The sequence below is a fragment of the Microcoleus sp. N9_B4 genome, assembly GCF_036701635.1.
GTDB lineage: Bacteria > Cyanobacteriota > Cyanobacteriia > Cyanobacteriales > Microcoleaceae > Microcoleus.
The window spans coordinates 65,471-83,812 of the sequence record NZ_JAUBRC010000013.1 but is presented as its reverse complement, the minus strand read 5'-3'; the positions used below and the strand labels follow the sequence as shown (position 1 = coordinate 83,812).

Here is an 18,342-nt window from a genome sequence, read left to right as displayed (position 1 = left end):
CAAGGCATTCTTAGCAGGGAACCAATTCTTCCTCTCCCGGTTTGGCCGTGCTGGCACTGACGCCGGACACCTGCTTTACTGGAAGATCCTGTTCAGCCAATACGCTCGGCTGACTTGTTACGGATGCCAGTTCTCCATCTCGCATTACTACTGAACCCGTGCATTCTGGACAGTTGTATACCCGATGGGTTTGTCCGTAGGATGCTTCTACTTCGTCAACCAGTTCGGGATTTCCTAGGTAGAAGACAATTGCCCTTTCTGCAATTGATGACATCGGTTCAGTTTCGACTGCGGCTCGGATTTTGAGCTGGCGATGCAGTTCTGGTGGAAGATACAATGTAACTTTTTGCTTTTCTTGCATATGACAGTGAATTGACTTACCCGGGTATGTATATCAGATTAGCCGCTTAATTCTTTGCTGTCAAGCCTCTATGCTGCTTTAGCGTCATCTTGTAATATTTCGTTACATTTGAGGTGACTTTGGGGCTGTTAACAACGAAAAAATTAGGGGTGTAGCTGATGAGGCCGAGGTGCAGCGGTAGGTATGGGTAGCGTCAAGGACGATCGACCAACTATAAATATGAACAATAGATATATAGGAGTGGGGCCAACAAATTCTTTGAGTCGCCATCTGGGGTAAAATGCGCCATCAGCACCCAGCCAGCTCATGAGTGCGCGGTAAGCACCGGTGGACTCAGTACACAACGAAGTTACTAACTTAGGGCGTTTTGATTTTGAAACCAAACTCCCCCAAACAGTTTTTATGGCTTTAAGTGTGAAAAATCCGAACGTGAAATAGCCGTTTTCGGCTTTTTATCGGACTCAGATTTAACACACCTTGACAGCGCTAGCGCTCAGCACCCTATGGTTAGACTTTTTGGATGACATTGTGTAAGCTGTTAGGCACTTAATTTTTTGGCCCAAATGCTCGCTACAAGGACTCTAGGCTGCAAAATCTTAAATTTAGATGGGTGTCAGCTTATCTTTAATCGGGCAGTGCTGGGTAATATATACTTGGATGCGGACCTGCTCACCTGAAATTTTTAATTTTAGATATCAAAGAACTGACTGATGGATTTAGACCAACAGATTCAAGCATTGATCGAAAAAGCTCCGCCCGACGGTTCGACGCCAGAAATCTTAAAGGCGATCGCCCCGGCCCTGGTGTTAATTGCCCAACAGCTACAGCACCTCGAATACTCGATCCTGCAAGCGGTAGACCAAAGTTGGGCGATCGTGGTTTTGAGCAATCTCAAGCAACCGGGACGGGAGAAGAGGGTGATTTATGCTTGGAACAGTCTTAAAGATGCGTCGCAGGCTGCGGCTGCTGGGGGCGATCGTCTCAGACCGGTGCTTTTGCCTGTCACTCACATTTTATTTCAGATGATAGCTCTGGAAGGTCTTGACAGCATTGTTTTTTTTGAAAGTCCCGGAAATCAGGAAGTCGGGACGGAAATCCCTCGCGAGCAAGTACAGAGTTTAATTAACGTTTACTTGCAACAGTATCGATCGGCTCCACCGCCGGATATTGCCTAAACAACTCCATTTTCTATTATTAATTGGTAACAGGGCATTAGGCATTGGGAATTCCCCATTACCCATTCCCCATTACCAATAAAGTGTAACTTTTTAACCTCTAATAAAGTCTACTCAAAACGTATTCAGCCAAATCAATCAAAGCTTGACGGGACTCTGAATGAGGCAGCGCAGCTAAGTATTCGACGGCTTTCTGTGCGTGATTTGTGGCTAGTTCTCGCGATCGCTCTATGCCTCTCGAATCTTCTACCAGTGCCAGGGCCTGCTCTAGATCTCCTTCTTGGGCAAATTCGCGTTCTATGAGAACTTCCAAGTAAGGTTTTTCTTCTAGGGCGAATAGTGCGGGTGCTGTCAGATTACCGCTTCTGAGATCCGAGCCTGCAGGTTTCCCCAAAGTTTCCGTTGAAGCGGTGAAATCTAATATATCATCTACTATTTGGAATGCCAAACCAATGTTCCGACCGTAGTTGTACAAATCGTCTGCTATTTCCGCTGAAACCTCGCTCAAACAGCCCGCTGCTTTGGAACTGTTGGCAATTAAAGACGCTGTTTTGTAATAACTTTTTTCGAGGTACGCTTCGATCGACAAGCTGGTGTCAAATCCATTTAGTCCCTGTTGAATTTCCCCCTCAGCTAAATCCATAATCACTTCTGAAAGCAGTTTGACTACTGGCAGGTTGTCGAGATTTGCCAAATGCCAGGAAGATTGAGCAAACAGAAAGTCTCCTGCCAATACTGCCACTCGGTTGTTAAACCGACTGTGAACCGTCGGCACTCCCCGCCGCAGATCCGACTCGTCCACCACGTCGTCGTGCACGAGACTAGCTGTGTGGATCATTTCCGTGATTTCAGCGAGGCGGCGGTGTTTTTCTGTGATTTCCCGATCGGGCATAGTCGCCTTGGCCATCAACAGAACGATCGCGGGTCTCACTCGTTTTCCCTTTGTGCCGAATAAGTATTCTGCAGCCGCGTACAAGATGGGATGACGGGCACCCACTAACTGTTTTAAGTTTTCTGTCAACAGTCGCAGGTCTTCTTCAACCGAGGAAAATAGGAGAGTGCTAGAGATCATGGATACGCCGACTCAAGCCGTAAAGTAACAAAATTTTACATATCATATCTTTATTTTAAGGTAATTCTCTGCAATAGAAAAGAAAAATGTAGGCGATCGGCAGTTATTTGTCATCTGCCGCCCGATGGGAGTCACCCGCCTGCCAGAGGCGAGTAGCCGGCTGCCAGAGGGGTTGCCCCTATTGTATCGAATTGTTAAGGACACTGCCAAAAAATCTCTAAATCCCAGAAACCCTGTGTTATTATGGGTATTAAGGATTTAAACAATTCTATACATTAAGTACAGCCAGACTGGCAGGTAGCTTGTAGGTGCCTGTAAGAGTTTCGTAGAGCCAGCCTTGTTAGTCGATCGCAGCCAAAATTTCTGGGACAGATTTTTAGTTCCTCGCAGCTAAAAGTTTTCAGAAGTTAAGAGTAGCGCATCTTATGTGCACGGTAGCTCAAAGCAGCTAAAGTGGATGGTTTTAGGCTGTTTAAGCATCTGTAAAGCAGTAAATCATTATTGATGACCGGGAACGCCTAAATGTTCCCGCAGGCTTGATATGGAAAAACAGCCTTCAGAACCAAGGCATGGTCTTGCGTGCTGACTTAATGTAGTAGGTCTTGAACTTGTCCTCCTCCTCCTCGTCCTTGACTTTTGGTTCTAATTATGATTTATCGCGATATTCCTCTAATTATTCCCATTCTGGCCGCCGGCTATGTAATGACTATTTATGTAGTGCTGATGTTGGCCCAACGCAGCGCTAAAATCACTCGATTGGGCGAGTAGTGCACTGCTGGGCAGCCGAAGTCGGCAGCAGCGCCGTCGCTTCACCCTTGAGAATTCGGAATACTCAATAATAACCCTGCCTTGAATGCTTGCGCGCAAAGGCAGGGTTATTATTTACAATTGCGGGCACCGTGATTTTCTGGGCTGCTAGTTACTGCAACACATAGCTACAGTTATCGATGTTCAATGCCAACAGCCTATGAGGCAGGATATTATATTTAGTAGCAGCTTGTATCGCTCACAGCAAGTTTCATGTCAGGGAAACCCGGCTAATATTCCGAGGAAGCTATTAAATTACTCTCAAAAACGCTGAGTTTGAAGTTGTCGGTTATTGTCTCAATAATCCCAATATTCTTATTTGGTAGGTCAAGAACTTACAGAAATAAAACGCGAAATTACTGAATCGAGCAACCTGTTTGCTCAACTGAAGGAATCCATCAACTTGCACTGCAATCAAATATTTCATTAAAGGGTGCTTAACTTGCTCAATCATGAAAATAGTCTCTGCCATTTATTCACAGCTTACCAAGAATAGGATTTTCTAGAGAGAGCAACAAAAGTAGTTTTTAATTTTAAACAACATTGTAATAACTATAGAAAAAAGAATTAAGTGCAAATATTGATGGCCGCAGTAAAACTCTATTAAATTTTGATTAAAATCACTCAAACACAGAGTATAAGTTGTCAAATATTCTCAAGCTCCACTGCCTAAATTGTTGTGTAATCCAGACGAACTCAAACAAATTTCCATAAATATGATGCACAATGGTTTACAAGCGATATAGAATTGCCGAGTTTTAAAAGTAGAGGTGAGAGCAGAAAATCAGAGCCTGCTCGTCAGTGGCCACGGAATTACGCGGGAATTTTGCCACGAATATTTGATCCGTTCTTTACCACAAAACCCGCCGACGAAGGCAGCGGGTGGGGACGGGAGATTGTTAAAAAAAGTGGGGGAAAACATTCGGGTAAAATAGAAGTAACATCAGTTATCGGTCAAAGGACGTGTATGGTGTTAATTCCGATCGCCCTTGAGCGCGATCGCACTAAAAATCATACCCATGCGCGACTAAAATGCAACTTTAGACCGATGTCAATTCTCGATTGCGGTGAGCGTACCCCGACTGTAAAATCAGAAATCTAAAATGGTATTAAGTGCCGGTTCCGCCTGCATCTATCCCCCTTGATTTGCCCATGTCAACAACAGTTTCTGATACCCAAAGCTTGCTAGAACAGGCGATAGACCCCAAACCACAGGTGCTACCTCCAGACACACCCTTGAAAGTCGCAATTGCTGCCATGACTCAGGCGAGTGCCAGTTGTATTTTAATCGCGTTTGAGCAGCAATTGCTCGGAATTTTTACAGAATGCGATGTTGTGAAAATAACTGCTAGCGGTATTTCGCTAGCAGGGGTGGCAATTTCTGAGGTGATGACTGAAAACCCGATCGCCATTTCCCTCGATCAAGCCGGGAATATCTTCAAGGTATTGAGCTTATTGCGATCGAAAAGAATCCGTCATTTACCCCTCCTAGACGACGGTGGCAACTTGTTAGGCGCTATCACCTGCGAAAGCATCCGTCAAATCCTCAAACCGGCCGACTTGCTGAAAATGTGGCGCGCCGAAGAAATTATGACCACACAAGTAATAGTTACCTCAAGCAGCGCCTCAGTTTTAGAAGTCGCAAAACAGATGAGAACCCAGCAGAAAAGCTGCATAGTCATTTGCACTGACAGCGACAACAAAAATCAGAAACCTGTGGGCATAATTACAGAACGCGACATTGTTAAATTCCAAGCTTCTGGACTAGATTTCGCACGTACTCCCGTCACCGCCGCGATGAGTTTTCCGCTGATACCGTTGCAGGTAACAGCCACCTTGTGGCAGGCTCACCAGTTAATGCAGCAGCACGGCATCCGGCGCTTGGTGGTGGTGGACGAGGAAGGATATTTAGCCGGAATTGTTACTGAAATTAGCTTGCTGCAGGCTTTAGATCCGGTAGAAATGCACGCAAATGTCGAGCTTTTGCAGGAAACAGTTGCCGACAAAATTCAGGAGTTGAACAAAATGAACGAAGAATTGCAAAAAGAAGCGTTGCGGAGAACAGAAGTCGAAGAAAAATTGCGAACTTTAAATGATAATTTGGAAGAACAAATCAAACAGCGAACTTTAGAATTAATTAATGCCAACAGTCAGTTAAAAAAGGAAATACAAGACCGCACCACCGCTGAAGCTGAAGTTCGCCGCCTGAACACCGAACTCGAACAGCGGGTTCTAGACCGCACAGTTCAACTAGCAGCCAGTAACGAAGAATTGCAGCAACAAATTAGCGATAGAAAATTGCTCGAAGAAAAATTGCACTTTTCTGAAAGGAAAGTCCGCGCCGTTTTTGAAGCGATGACCGACATCGTTCTCGTGCTAGACAGTCATCGGAACATAGAAGTTTTGCCAACGAATGTGGCAGCGCTTTCTGAGGCTGATTGCGATATAGTCAGCTCAACCATAGAACATTTTTTTGACGACGATAACCCGGATGATTGGTGGGTCTTAGTCCAGCAAGTGTTAGAAACACAACAAACTATCAATTTTGACTACAGCTTAACAGTTGGTGGCCGCGAAATTTGGTTTTCCGCCTGCATTTCTCTGTTCTCACAAGATGCAGTCATTTGGGTTGCCCGCAACATCAACGCCCGCAAAATAGCCGAGGCAGCGCTGTGCCAAAAAAATGCAGAGTTATCTCATACCTTAGAAGAACTGAAGCGGACTCAAAAAGAACTCATTCAATCAGAAAAAATGGCAGCCCTCGGACAGTTAATTGCCGGAGTTGCTCATGAAATCAATTCTCCTTTAGGGGCAATTCGCTCTTCTGTGCAGAACATAGCCGACTTCTGGACCGAACAATTGCAGCAGTTGCCGATATTTTTTCAACAGCTATCCCCGGAACAGCGACAGGATTTCTTTGCTTTGCTGGACAATTCCAGCCAAGAAACAGACACATTATCTAGTAAAGAAAAACGACAGTTGAAAAAACTTTTGCAGGGGCAATTAGAATCAGAAAATATTGACGACGCCGACAGTCTTGCCTGTACCTTATTAGATATCGGAATCGGCAATAATGTACAACCTTTTTTACCTTTATTAAAAGACACCCAAAGTCGAAACATTGTACAAATAGCCTACCATTTTGCTACGGTACAAAAAAGCACTAAAACTATTGCTACTGCCACAGATAGGGCGGCCAAAATAGTTTTTGCTTTGAAAAGCTACTCTCGTTACGACCAGTCGGGTTCCAAAGTAATCGCTAATATTACCGACGGTATCGATACTGTTTTAACGCTTTACCACTACCAAATCAAACACGGTGTGGAAGTGGTCAGAAACTATGGTACTAATTTGCCCTCTGTGCTATGCTATCCTGATGAACTCAATCAAGTTTGGACAAATTTGGTTCACAATGCTTTACAAGCGATGGGCAACAAAGGAGTGTTAAAAATTGATGTCAAACACCAACCGAACGCAATATCAGTCAGTATTACCGACAGTGGTCCCGGCATTCCTCCAGAGATTATGCCGAGAATTTTTGAGCCGTTTTTCACAACTAAACCTCCCGGGGAAGGCAGCGGTTTGGGATTAGATATAGTTCAAAAAATTCTAGAAAAACACCAAGGTGAACTGCAAGTAGAAAGCGTGCCTGGTCAAACAAAATTTACTATATCATTGCCCATCGAAATTCCTTGAGAGCAATTAAAAAAAGAGGGGAAAGACCAAGTTTTTAAATTTAATAGAAGTAAAGTTTTATGCCTAAACCAGTAATTTTGTGCGTTGATGATGAAGTTGTGGTCTTAAGTAGTTTAAAAATTCAACTTAAAAAAGAATTTGGGGATGCTTACCTCTATGAAGTAGCAGAAAATGCAGATGAAGCTCTGGAAATTATGGAGGAAATTCAAAAAGAAGATGAAAGTGATATTTTGGTCATAGTATCTGACTGGTTAATGCCAGGTATTAAAGGAGATGATTTTTTGATTATGGTTCACCAAAAATATCCTAATATTGTGAAAGTCATGCTGACCGGGCAAGCCGACGAAGTAGCAATAGCACGGGTGAAAGAGCAAGCAAACTTGCACCGTTGTTTGTACAAGCCGTGGGATCGCAAAGAATTAGTAGAAACTATAAAATCTGGTTTGAGAAAAATATGAACAATAAACCTGTGATTATTTGCGTGGATGATGAACCGATAATTCTTGAAAGTTTGAAAATTGAGTTAAAAAAAACCCTGGGGGAAGAACACTTATTAGAAACCGCTGAAGGTGGCGAAGATGCTTTAGAGTTGATCGAGGAATTACTGGCAGAGGGCTGCGAAATCGTAGCAGTGATTTCCGACTATCTGATGCCGAATATCAAAGGGGATGAATTGCTGAAGCAGATTCACAGAATTTCGCCAAAAACTATCAAAATCATGCTGACAGGGCAAGCAGACCTAGAAGCAGTGGCGAATACTATTAAATATGCTAAATTGTACCGATACATATCGAAACCTTGGCAGTCAGAAGATTTGAAGTTGACGGTAAAAGAAGCGATTAACAGCTATTTTAGGGAGAAGCAATTAGCGGAACAAAATGCTCAACTCCAAAAGCTAAATCAAGAATTGGAAACTTTAGTCGAGGAGCGGACTGCACAACTGCGCTTGTCTGAGGAAAAGTTTGCTAAAGCTTTTCGTTCTTCTCCCAACCCGATTACTATTACCAGATTTAATGACGGTCGTTATTTAGAAATTAATGAGGCTTTTTGCCAGACAATCGGTTATTCTGCCGCAGAAATCCTCGATCGCACGGCGCTTGATTTGAATATTTGGGAAAATATACAAGCCCGCGCCGAGTTGTTTAAAATGTTAGATGAAAAACAAATTATTCTCAACTACGAATTTGATTTTCGCACTAAAAGAGGGGAACTCAGAACCGGGCTGCTGTCAGCAGAAATCATTGACATTCATGGCGAAACCTGCGTGATTTCTGTGATTCAAGATATTAGCGATCGCAAATTAGCCGAAGAAAAACTCCGAGCTGTAGCGGCTTCTTTAGCAGCAGCGCAAAGAATCGCCCGTGTCGGTAATTGGGAATGCGATTTATCTGCCAACACAACTACTTGGTCGGAAGAATTATCTCGGATTTTTGGGCTCGATCCAACCCAGCCTGCGCCAACACTGACTGAGTTTTCGCAATACGTGCATCCCGACGATCGACAAAAGTGGCAAACAACGATCGACGCTGCTATTGATAGCGGGCAATCCTACAGTTTGGAATATCGAATCCTGCGGCTGGAACCGACAATTGGTGCGGATAATTGCCGGTCACAAACAAGTGAAGGCGGCTTCATCCGCTACATCGAAGCCAGAGGAGAAGCAGTTGTCAATCAACAAGGTAAAGTGACAAAACTATTCACAACTTTGATGGACATTACCCCCCGCAAGCGGGCAGAAATAGCCCTAGCTGAGAGCGAAGAAAAATACCGTCATTTAGTTGAAACTTCCCAAGATATTATCTGGTCTTGCGATGATCAAGGACACCTTACTTTTGTGAACCAAGCAGTTAAACAAATCTACGGTTACGAGCCTGAAGAAATGCTTGGCTGTTCTTTTAGCGATTTCTTAGCCCCAGGAGAAATAGACTGGAAATGGGAACTTCAGCGGCGCTTGCTGACGGGAAAAACTGTGTTTCAGTACGAAAATATAGTATTAGGAAAAGACGGCAGCAAGATTGATGTAAATACGAAGGCGATCGCGCGTTTGGACGCTGAAGGAAACATTATTGGCACAACAGGCACTGCTAGCGATATTACCGAGCGCAAACAAGCAGAAATAGCCCTAAAAAAAGCCAAAGAAGAAGCCGACAGAGCCAACAGGGCGAAAAGCGAATTCCTCTCGAATATGAGCCACGAATTGCGAACTCCCCTCAACGCAATTCTCGGTTTCAGCCAACTGCTGGCCCGCGACCCAGACCTCGGTGCCGACCAACAGCAATACTTAGGAATTATTAGCCAGAGCGGGGAACATTTGCTCGTTTTGATCAACAATATTCTGCAAATGTCAAAAATTGAAGTCGGGCTGGTGACACTTAATAACAGTACTTTCGACTTGCATAAACTGCTAAAAAATACTGAAAATATGCTGAAGCTGCCAGCCGAAAAAAAAGGGTTGCAGTTAATTTTTGATTGCCCACCTGATCTACCTCAATATATAGAAGCTGACGAAAGTAAGTTGCGACAAATATTGATAAATATCCTCGGAAATGCTATTAAGTTTACTGCGGAAGGTGGTGTTAATTTGAGACTCAAACATGAGCGACTAAAAAATAAAAATTACCCAGAAATTTCGCCAAGTAAGAATTGCTGTTTGCTATTTGAAGTGGAAGACACTGGTTCAGGAATTTCTGCGGAAGAAATGGACAATTTGTTTACACCTTTCGCGCAAACAGAAAGCGGAAAAAAAGCTCAAGAAGGAACCGGTTTGGGCTTGCCAATCAGCAAGCAGTTCGTTCAGTTAATGGGAGGGAAGATGACGGTAACAAGTACCCTCGGTCGCGGCAGCATTTTTAGATTTGATGTTAAAGTTTCGCTCCCTAATGCAGTGGAAATTCAGGTGGCTCAAACAGCTCGCCGAGTGGTGGGCCTGGAACCCGGACAGCCAGAATACCGGATTTTAGCTGTTGACGATCGCCTGGAAAGCCGCTTGCTGTTGGTCAGAATGCTGACATCCCTTGGCTTTGCGGTGCAGGACGCTGAAAATGGCGTTCAAGCTGTGGAAATGTGGTCGAGTTGGGAACCTCATTTGATTTGGATGGATATGCGGATGCCGGTGATGGACGGTTATGAAGCTACTAAACAGATTAAAGCGCATTTGAAAGGTCAAGCAACGGTGATTATTGCTCTGACTGCAAGTGCTTTTGATGAGGAGCGATCGCTGATTTTGTCTGCTGGTTGCGATGATTTTGTAGCGAAGCCTTTTCGGGAGCAAGTGATTCTAGAAAAGATGGCTAAGTATCTGGGAGTCCGCTATGTTTATGATCGAGAAGCTTCGCTAAGTTCTGATGCTGCGCTGTCTGCCGAGGTTTCCACGACAACTGAAACGGCTGATTTGGCTTTTACGCTCAATACTTCATTTTTGGAAGTTATGCCTGCTGAATGGATTGATGAATTGTATTCGGCGGCGGATGCGGTTGATAACGAGGAGATTTTTCGGCTGTTGTTGTCGATTCCTCCTATTAATGCTAATTTCCGCCGCGCGCTCGCCGATTTGGCGAATAACTTCCGATGCGATCGGATTATCGATTTGATTGAGGAGTTTAGAAATTGTTGAAGGATGAAAGAAGAAGGGATAGGGGCAGGTTCAGGATTATGGATGATGTAGGTCGATCGCCTATTTGTAAACTCGCCCGCAGGCGATCGGGTAATTTACTTGTAGCCAAGCTCCACACCCTGGTAATCATCAGTTATTCCCAATTCTTTAATCTCAAATCTCAACTAGGATAAGTTCTGTAAAGATAAAAGGAGTTAATTGAGGAGGGAGTGCTATAATGAGTATTTAAACTGTTTTCATAATTTCAACAATTATTAAATTAACAAAAATAGCTATAAACGATGACCAACAATGAAATAGAAGAAAATAAAGGCAACATATTAATTGTTGACGATACTCCAGAAAATTTGCAAGTTTTATCAGCAACGCTGTCCGATCGGGGCTACAAAGTCCGCGGCGTAATTAACGGAAAAATGGCAATCAGAGCAGCGCGTTCTGGTTCTCCTGATTTGATTTTGCTCGACATCAAAATGCCGGAAATGGACGGCTACGAAGTCTGCACACAGCTTAAGGAAGATCCGAAGACATCCGAAATTCCCGTTATTTTTATCAGCGCTTTAGATGAAGTATTGGACAAAGTAACAGCCTTTCAAGTGGGAGGGGTAGATTATGTCACAAAACCGTTTCATGTAGCAGAAGTTTTAGCGCGAATCGAACACCAACTGACTATCCAGAGACTGAAAAAACAATTGCTCGATCGCAATAAAGAACTGCAAGAAGAAATAATAGAACGCAAAAAAGCCGAAGAAGCAGCGGCCGCTGCCTCGCTCGCAAAAAGTCAATTCGTTGCCAACATGAGCCACGAATTGCGGACTCCCCTAAACGCCATCCTGGGTTTTACCCAAGTCATGAGCCGCGACTCTTTGCTCAGCCACGAAAATCTCGAAAATCTCCGAATTATTAACCGCAGTGGTCAACATTTGCTGGAACTAATTAACGATGTTTTAGACTTGTCGAAAATAGAAGCAGGGATAATTGGCTTAGATCAACGCAGCTTTGACCTCTATCAACTCCTCGACACTCTCGAAGAAATGTTTCAAATCAAAGCTGAAACAAAAAAAATGCAACTGAGATTTTCCGTCCAGGCAAATGTTCCCCAATATATAAAAACTGATGAAAAAAAGCTGCGCGTCTGCTTAATTAACCTTCTGGGAAATGCCATGAAGTTTACTCTAGACGGTGGGCATATTTGGCTGCGCGTTAGCGTGGAAAGCAACCAGCCGCCGCCGGCAGAATCGGAAATTTATCCTAACTCTACGTCGGTAGAATCATTGTTAATTTTGTTTGAAGTTGAAGACACGGGAATTGGCATAGCACAAGCAGAAATTGAGACTTTATTTGATGCTTTCGTGCAAACACAAGCGGGGAGAAAAGCGGCTGAGGGTACGGGGTTGGGTTTGACGATTACTAAAAAATACGTGCAGATAATGGGCGGGGATATTTGGGTAAAAAGTGTTTTAGGTGAGGGAACCAGTTTTAAATTTAATATCCGAGTATTTGCCGGTATTTCGTCTGAAATAACAGTGGCGACATTGCAGCGGGCGATCGGACTAGAAGCAAACCAACCAGTTTATCGGATTTTAGCAGTTGACGACAATCAAGAAAATCGGCTGCTGCTGGTTAAAATGTTGCAACCAATTGGTTTTGAAGTCCGAGAAGCGGAAAATGGCCACCAAGGTGTTGAACTTTGGGAAAGTTGGCAGCCTCATTTAATTTGGCTGGATACGCGAATGCCAGTAATGGACGGTTTTGAAACTGTCAGACAAATTAGAGCTAAAGAGAAACAAACTCAGCGACGAACTGTAATTATTGCTCTGACTGCTAGCACTTTTGAGGAAAAAAAAGGCGAAATTATCGCCGCAGGTTGCGACGATTTTGTGCGAAAACCTTTTCAAGAACAAATCCTCTTTGATAAGATGGCTTGCTACTTGGGAGTGCGCTATCTTTATCAAGAGTTGCCCCGGCTTCCTGTCGGGGCTTTACGGCGTTATTGTGTGAGCGAAAAACCCGATTCATTTTTCCGAGGTCTGCTGGCTCAGATGCCTCAAAGTTGGGTGCAGGAACTCTACGATGCAGCTAATGATGTTAATGAAGAGCTGGCGATTCAAATTGTCGATCGCATCGGGGAAAGTCATCCAACTTTAGCTGAGGCTTTAAAAGATTTGCTTGCCGATTACCGACTCGACAAGATAATGGATTTAACTCAATCGAGTTTAAAATAAATGGATAATAGCGAAATTAAAGTATTGGTGGTTGATGACCAACCAAGCAATCTGCGGTTCTTATCCAAACTGCTAACATCCCAGGGGTATCAAGTTTACCGAGCTATTTGCGGTCAACTGGCGTTGAATGTTGCGATCGCCCATTGCCCAGATTTAATTTTGCTCGACATTAGAATGCCGGAAATGAACGGTTATGAAGTTTGTCGGAGACTGAAAGCGACACCAGAAACCGAACAAATTCCCGTGATATTTTTAAGTGTATTAGATGAAATGAACGATAAATTACAAGCTTTTAGAGTAGGAGGCGCCGACTATATTACTAAACCATTTCAAGTAGAAGAAGTTTTAGCGCGCATCGACAAGCAAGTCCGCTTGCAAAAACTGCAACAGCAATTAAAAGAACAAAATTATCAACTGCAACAGTCACAGTCGCTGCTTGCTAGCATATTAAATAGTTCCTTAGACTGTGTGGTGGCTTATTCTGCTGTCCGCAACAATGAGGGAAATATTGTAGATTTCCAGTGGCTGTTGATCAACCCGGCCGCTGAAAAATTTTATGGTCTGCTATTACATGAGATCGTTGGCAAGAATTTGTTAGCCAAAGTTTCTCAAGTTAGCAATAAAAGGTTATTTGATTTGTATGTTTCTGTAGTAGAAACAGGAGAAACTGTAGACCAAGAATTTTATTACGAACAGGAGGGAGATACAATTGTTTGGCTGCACATTGTGGCGGTCAAATTAAACGATGGTCTGGCAGTAACATTTCGTAACATTACCGATCGCAAACGAGCAGAAATTGCCCTACGAGACAGCGAAGAACGCTTCCGCGCGATATTCGAGCAAGCTGCGGTCGGCATAGCTAAAACCGCGCTTTGCGGTAAATTTATGCGGGTAAATCCCGGCTTTTGTCAAATTGTCCGCTATGCACAATCCGAATTGTTACAGCAAAATTGGGAAGCAATTACTCACCCAGATGACAGAGAAGTGGACAGAGAATACCTGCGTTCACTGTTATCCGGGAAGATTCAAACTTTTTCTGTGGAAAAGCGTTTGCTATGCAAAGATGAGGCTGTGCGCTGGGCAAATGTTACTGTTTCGGCAATGCGCGATGTCAAGGGGACGCTGCAGTATTTGATTTGTGCGATCGAAGATATTTCGGAACGCAAGTTGGTACAAGAACTGCTGCAAGCGAGTTTAGACACTCAAACCCGCTACGCTCAAGAATTAACTCGTTCTAATGCCGAACTAGAACAGTTTGCTTACGTGGCTTCTCACGATTTGCAAGCGCCTTTGAGCACGATTGCAGGCTACGCTCAACTATTAGAAAAACGCTCTTCCAACCAACTTGATGCCCAAGGAAATAAATTTATCCGCAATATTGTTAATTCTTGCGAGCGGATGCAGGCGCTGATTGATGACTTGCTGGAGTATTCGCGGGTAGGTCGCAGTCAGAAACCTTTTGAGATGATAGATTGCAATCGGGTTTTTGAGGATGCTTGTGCTAATTTGCAGTTGGCAATCCGCGAGAATCAAGCTTCAGTTACTAGGGGGGATTTGCCACGGGTAAAAGGTGACTGTTTTCAACTGCTGCAACTGTTTCAAAATTTAATTGGTAACGCCATTAAGTACCGCAGCAGTGAAGCGCCGGTGGTGCAGGTGGACGCTTCGCGTCAGGGGGATAGCTGGGTGTTTTCAGTGCAGGATAATGGTATTGGCATTGCCTCACAATACCATCCGCGAATTTTTCAGATTTTTCAGCGCTTGCACACTCAAAAACAGTATTCGGGAACTGGTATCGGTTTAGCGATTTGTCAAAGAATTGTCGAGCGGCATGGCGGCAGCCTTTGGGTAGAATCAGAACCCAATCGAGGCTCCACTTTTTATTTTTCTATTCCTATACCAAAGTAAAGTCAGCAGTCCACCTGAAGCAGTCACGCGTCCTTTAGTTAAGTTTTAAAGAGCTTTATATTTTCTTTACAAATGGGCTGATTAAGTGTAGCATATTCACTGATGACATAGAGCTAAAAATCTATCAATATAAATCTATTAGCTCGATCCTTATACAACTTATAAATCAGCGGTGCGCGCAAGACTTGTTAGTTTTTTTCAACTGTATCCAGAGCATCTTGCTTTGGGATGCAGTAGTTTCCCTAGTAGTTCCCGGATCAAGATTTGTGATGTGTTTGCAGTTTGTAGGTTCTCGGACAGACTGCAAAGTGAAACAAGCATAATTCGCAAACCTTTGCAAATCAAGAAAAACTGTAAATTGCTGCAACACATTTTCAGTGTTCTCAGCCAGATTTACCGGATGATGGCAAGAGATGCTTTGCAGCTACTCAGACACGGCTCAAAGTCCCGCAACCTCACAAAAGAAGTTCGTAGTGAGGCAAAGCGGTGAATTATAAAAAGAAAAAATTTACTCTTTTAATAGCAAACGATGACGAGGATACGCGCTTTTTGATGGAGGAAGCACTGCGAGAAGTCCGATTAGCAATTACGAGCGAATTTGTGGAAAATGGAGAACAAGTGCTAGACTACTTGTACCGTCGTGGTCAATATTTTGCTAGCAGCAATTGGCATCAGCCAGACTTGATACTTTTGGATCTGAATATGCCGAGGCTGGACGGGCGCGAAACACTAACTTCGATCAGATCTGACCCCCATTTGCAACAAATTCCGGTTGTAATGCTCACAACTTCGCACCGCCGAGGAGATATCTTGCTTTGCTACCGCTTGGGAGCCAATTCTTTCATATCCAAACCAGTCACTTTTGAAGGCTTGCTTGAAGTAATGAAGACTTTATGTGAGTATTGGTTTGAAATCGTTTCACTCCCGCCGGATATGTAAGCATTAATGGAGCGCTAAATGCCTAGTTTGAGTGTATAGTGAATTTGATAAGCCGAAATATTTGCCGATCGCAAGTATCGCTCTCAAAACAAAAAAGTTGCCTTCGACGCGCTCCGAACGCTATAGTTGTGTTAACACGTAACCAATGTCTGAAAATTTTGTTGGTTGAGGATGACCTCGGAGATCCGACAATGATCGAAGACCTTCTAGGGTCATTCAGCGAGTCTCTATTTATTCTCCAAACTGTTAAGTCTCTGGAGGTAGGAGTTGGGCGTCTGGAAGTAGACAAGTTTGACGCCGTACTATTAGATTTGTCAGTGTCAGACAGCTTGATGGGAAGCGAGGCGATCGCAGTTTTGAAAGGGCGATGGCCCACATTGCCAATTGTGGTGCTGACAGATATCAATGATGAAAATATGGCCCGGTCGGTATTGCGCTGGGGCGCTCAAGATTGTTTGGTAAAGGGAAGATTTCACAGAACTCTGCTGGTGCGGGCAATCCATTACGCGATCGAACGCCAGCAAATCGAAGAACAATTGCGGCAGCAGGCTCTTCGACAGCGGCTGTTGGGCAAAATGATCGAACATATTCGATCGTCAATAGATCCAGCAAGCATTCTCCAAAGTACGGTTGCAGAAGTGCGCCAATTTCTCCAAACAGACCGCGTTTTAATTTATCGGTGTCAGGATTGGGTGTCTCAATTGGACGGGGAAGAGCAAAAAGGTGCGATCGTCGCCGGTGACGGTTTGCCAGAAGGTTATATTGAAAACCAAAATATTAGTGCTGCTTTAGCGGTGTCATGCTTTGTTTTAGTCGAATCCCAGTCGGTACAAGCAATAGCAGATGTCAGCACTGCCCCCTTGGCTGGCAGTTGCAAAGAATTGCTGGCAGATTGTGAAATTGCAGCAGTTATTAGCGTGCCAATTTGGCAATCGGGCGACTGGGAAACGGCAAAAGAAACACAAGAAGCCATTGGTTGGGAAGCCGAAAAAAATCAAGATGCAGCCGAAAATTATATGTGGCAGCAGGCGAGTTGCAAACCGCATGGGCATGGGAAAAGTTGGCAGAATTCGATCGCAGAAAATGGCAATAATTTGTGGGGAATGCTGACAGCATACAATTGCAGCGGTGTTAGGGAATGGCAGCAGTGGGAAATAGATTTTTTACAGCACTTGGCAAATCAAGTGGCAATCGCGATCGAACAATCTCAACTTTATCGCAAGCTAGCAATAGCCAATGAAAAATTGCAGCAACTGGCCACTACTGACGGACTGACTGGCATTGCCAATCGCCGCCAGTTCGATCGCGTTTTGAGCTTAGAGTGGCGCAGATTGGCAAGAGAGGAACTGCCGCTGTCTTTAATTATGTTTGACATCGACTTTTTTAAACTTTACAACGACTTTTATGGGCACCTGGGCGGGGACGATTGTTTGCGCCAAGTTGCGGGGGCGATCGCCAGATCCACCAACCGGGCTGGGGATTTGACTGCCCGCTACGGTGGCGAGGAATTTGCCCTAGTGCTGCCCAACACTAGCGCCGAAGGGGCAAACGCTGTCGCCCGGAAAATTTGCGACGGCATCGCCAGCTTGAAACTGCCCCACGCGCGATCGTCGATCGGTCCCTACGTTACCCTCAGTTGCGGCATTGCGACAGCGATTCCTTCTGCCCAGGAATCTCCCAACACCCTAATTCGCAGCGCTGACAGCGCCCTTTATCAAGCCAAAACCGAAGGCAAAAATCGCATTTGTCACGCCAGCAGTAACTCGGAATCTTCCCCGATTTTTATGTAAAATTTGAAGGTAATTGGTAATTTGTAAGATCGTGTTTGATTTTTAACTCGCAACTCACAATTCATAACTAATATTGTTGACCTTTGCATCAGAATAATAATTTTCTGATTGCACTGCCAGCGGGATGCGATCGAGTGACCCGGAGCAAGGATAATGCTCGGTGGCAGGGTATAATTCCGATGCTACGGTACTTGATATTACTGAGATGTTGCACCATTCTCAATTACTTGTTTAGGCACAGGCTGGACGGCCTGTTCCACAAGAAAATTCACTCTTTGTGGAACAGGCCGTCCAGCCTCAAATGTAGTGATTTAGTACCAGCTTCACGGTCATAGGAACCCCGGGTTTCTTTACCATCAATAGCAATAAATTGAGGAACCAAATCATCCAATATGAATTGCACGCATAGTTCCAAAATTGCTCGAATTCGTCGGGACGAATTTTCTCAAAAACACGACGAAAAGTATCAGGGCTAGGAATACCATTAGGTAGAGGCAGAAATGTTGACAACCAATCGTATTTACTCAAGCCATAGAGTGCCATATCCTCCCAGCCCTTACCGCCAGCAATAACTGCTAAAACTGCGATTGTGAGGATATCAGAAAGTTGATGTAACAGAGTTCTGGTAGAACGATGATCTTGAATTAACGAAAAACAATCATGAAGGCTTTGAGCCAGACTGGTAACATCTGAATCTGAGGAATCAATAGTGGGCTTAGGAGAAGCAATATCTGTGGACATAAGCGAACACCCAAATAT

General features: G+C 44.1%; 13 protein-coding genes. 10 read left to right on the top strand and 3 right to left on the bottom strand.

All coding sequences use genetic code 11. The features are described 5' to 3' along the window. Nucleotides 1-10 precede the first annotated feature (10 nt). A complete protein-coding gene (locus QUA43_RS11310; protein WP_006635783.1) occupies nt 11-361 on the bottom strand; it encodes a hypothetical protein in 351 nt (116 codons plus the stop codon). A gap of 710 nt (nt 362-1,071) precedes the next feature. Here QUA43_RS11310 and QUA43_RS11305 point away from each other — a divergent pair. After that, nucleotides 1,072-1,536, top strand: a complete 465-nt coding sequence (locus QUA43_RS11305; protein WP_333373899.1) for a hypothetical protein — start codon at nt 1,072-1,074, stop codon at nt 1,534-1,536. Nucleotides 1,537-1,636: 100 nt separating this feature from the next. On the opposite strand, the gene sds is transcribed toward QUA43_RS11305, so the two are convergent. After that, nucleotides 1,637-2,608 carry a solanesyl diphosphate synthase gene (gene sds / locus QUA43_RS11300; protein ID WP_333056988.1) on the bottom strand — a complete coding sequence of 324 codons (972 nt, stop codon included), beginning with the start codon at nt 2,606-2,608 and terminating at the stop codon, nt 1,637-1,639. A 1,633-nt stretch (nt 2,609-4,241) separates the two neighbouring features. Between sds and QUA43_RS11295 the strand changes: the two genes are divergently transcribed. The 9 genes from QUA43_RS11295 to QUA43_RS11255 all read left to right on the top strand — a co-directional run bounded on the left by QUA43_RS11295 (nt 4,242) and on the right by QUA43_RS11255 (nt 17,583). Then, on the top strand, nt 4,242-4,517 hold the full coding sequence (locus tag QUA43_RS11295) for a hypothetical protein (protein ID WP_333373897.1): 276 nt from the start codon (nt 4,242-4,244) through the stop codon (nt 4,515-4,517). Between the two features lie 50 nt (nt 4,518-4,567). Then, nucleotides 4,568-7,111: a CBS domain-containing protein gene (locus tag QUA43_RS11290; protein WP_333373896.1), complete on the top strand. Its 2,544-nt coding sequence runs from the start codon at nt 4,568-4,570 to the stop codon at nt 7,109-7,111. A gap of 59 nt (nt 7,112-7,170) precedes the next feature. After that, nucleotides 7,171-7,569, top strand: coding sequence for a response regulator (locus QUA43_RS11285; protein WP_333373894.1), 399 nt, complete (start codon nt 7,171-7,173; stop codon nt 7,567-7,569). Beyond that, on the top strand, nt 7,566-10,724 hold the full coding sequence (locus QUA43_RS11280; protein WP_333373892.1) for a PAS domain S-box protein: 3,159 nt from the start codon (nt 7,566-7,568) through the stop codon (nt 10,722-10,724). Before QUA43_RS11285 ends, QUA43_RS11280 begins: the two co-directional genes overlap by 4 nt. Before the next feature lie 38 nt (nt 10,725-10,762). After that, complete coding sequence (locus QUA43_RS11275) at nt 10,763-10,897, top strand: hypothetical protein (protein ID WP_333373890.1); 135 nt, start codon at nt 10,763-10,765, stop codon at nt 10,895-10,897. A 108-nt stretch (nt 10,898-11,005) separates the two neighbouring features. Then, entirely contained in the window at nt 11,006-12,946 is a 1,941-nt protein-coding gene (locus tag QUA43_RS11270) for a response regulator (RefSeq protein WP_333373889.1), read from the top strand. After that, on the top strand, nt 12,947-14,854 hold the full coding sequence (locus tag QUA43_RS11265; RefSeq protein ID WP_333373887.1) for a PAS domain S-box protein: 1,908 nt from the start codon (nt 12,947-12,949) through the stop codon (nt 14,852-14,854). A gap of 486 nt (nt 14,855-15,340) precedes the next feature. Next, complete coding sequence (locus QUA43_RS11260; protein ID WP_190658422.1) at nt 15,341-15,793, top strand: response regulator; 453 nt, start codon at nt 15,341-15,343, stop codon at nt 15,791-15,793. A gap of 128 nt (nt 15,794-15,921) precedes the next feature. Then, nucleotides 15,922-17,583, top strand: coding sequence for a diguanylate cyclase domain-containing protein (locus QUA43_RS11255; protein WP_333373885.1), 1,662 nt, complete (start codon nt 15,922-15,924; stop codon nt 17,581-17,583). 297 nt (nt 17,584-17,880) lie between these two features. Here the strand turns inward: QUA43_RS11255 and QUA43_RS11250 are convergent, their stop codons facing one another. Beyond that, complete coding sequence (locus tag QUA43_RS11250; protein ID WP_333373883.1) at nt 17,881-18,324, bottom strand: transposase family protein; 444 nt, start codon at nt 18,322-18,324, stop codon at nt 17,881-17,883. Nucleotides 18,325-18,342: the final 18 nt, after the last annotated feature.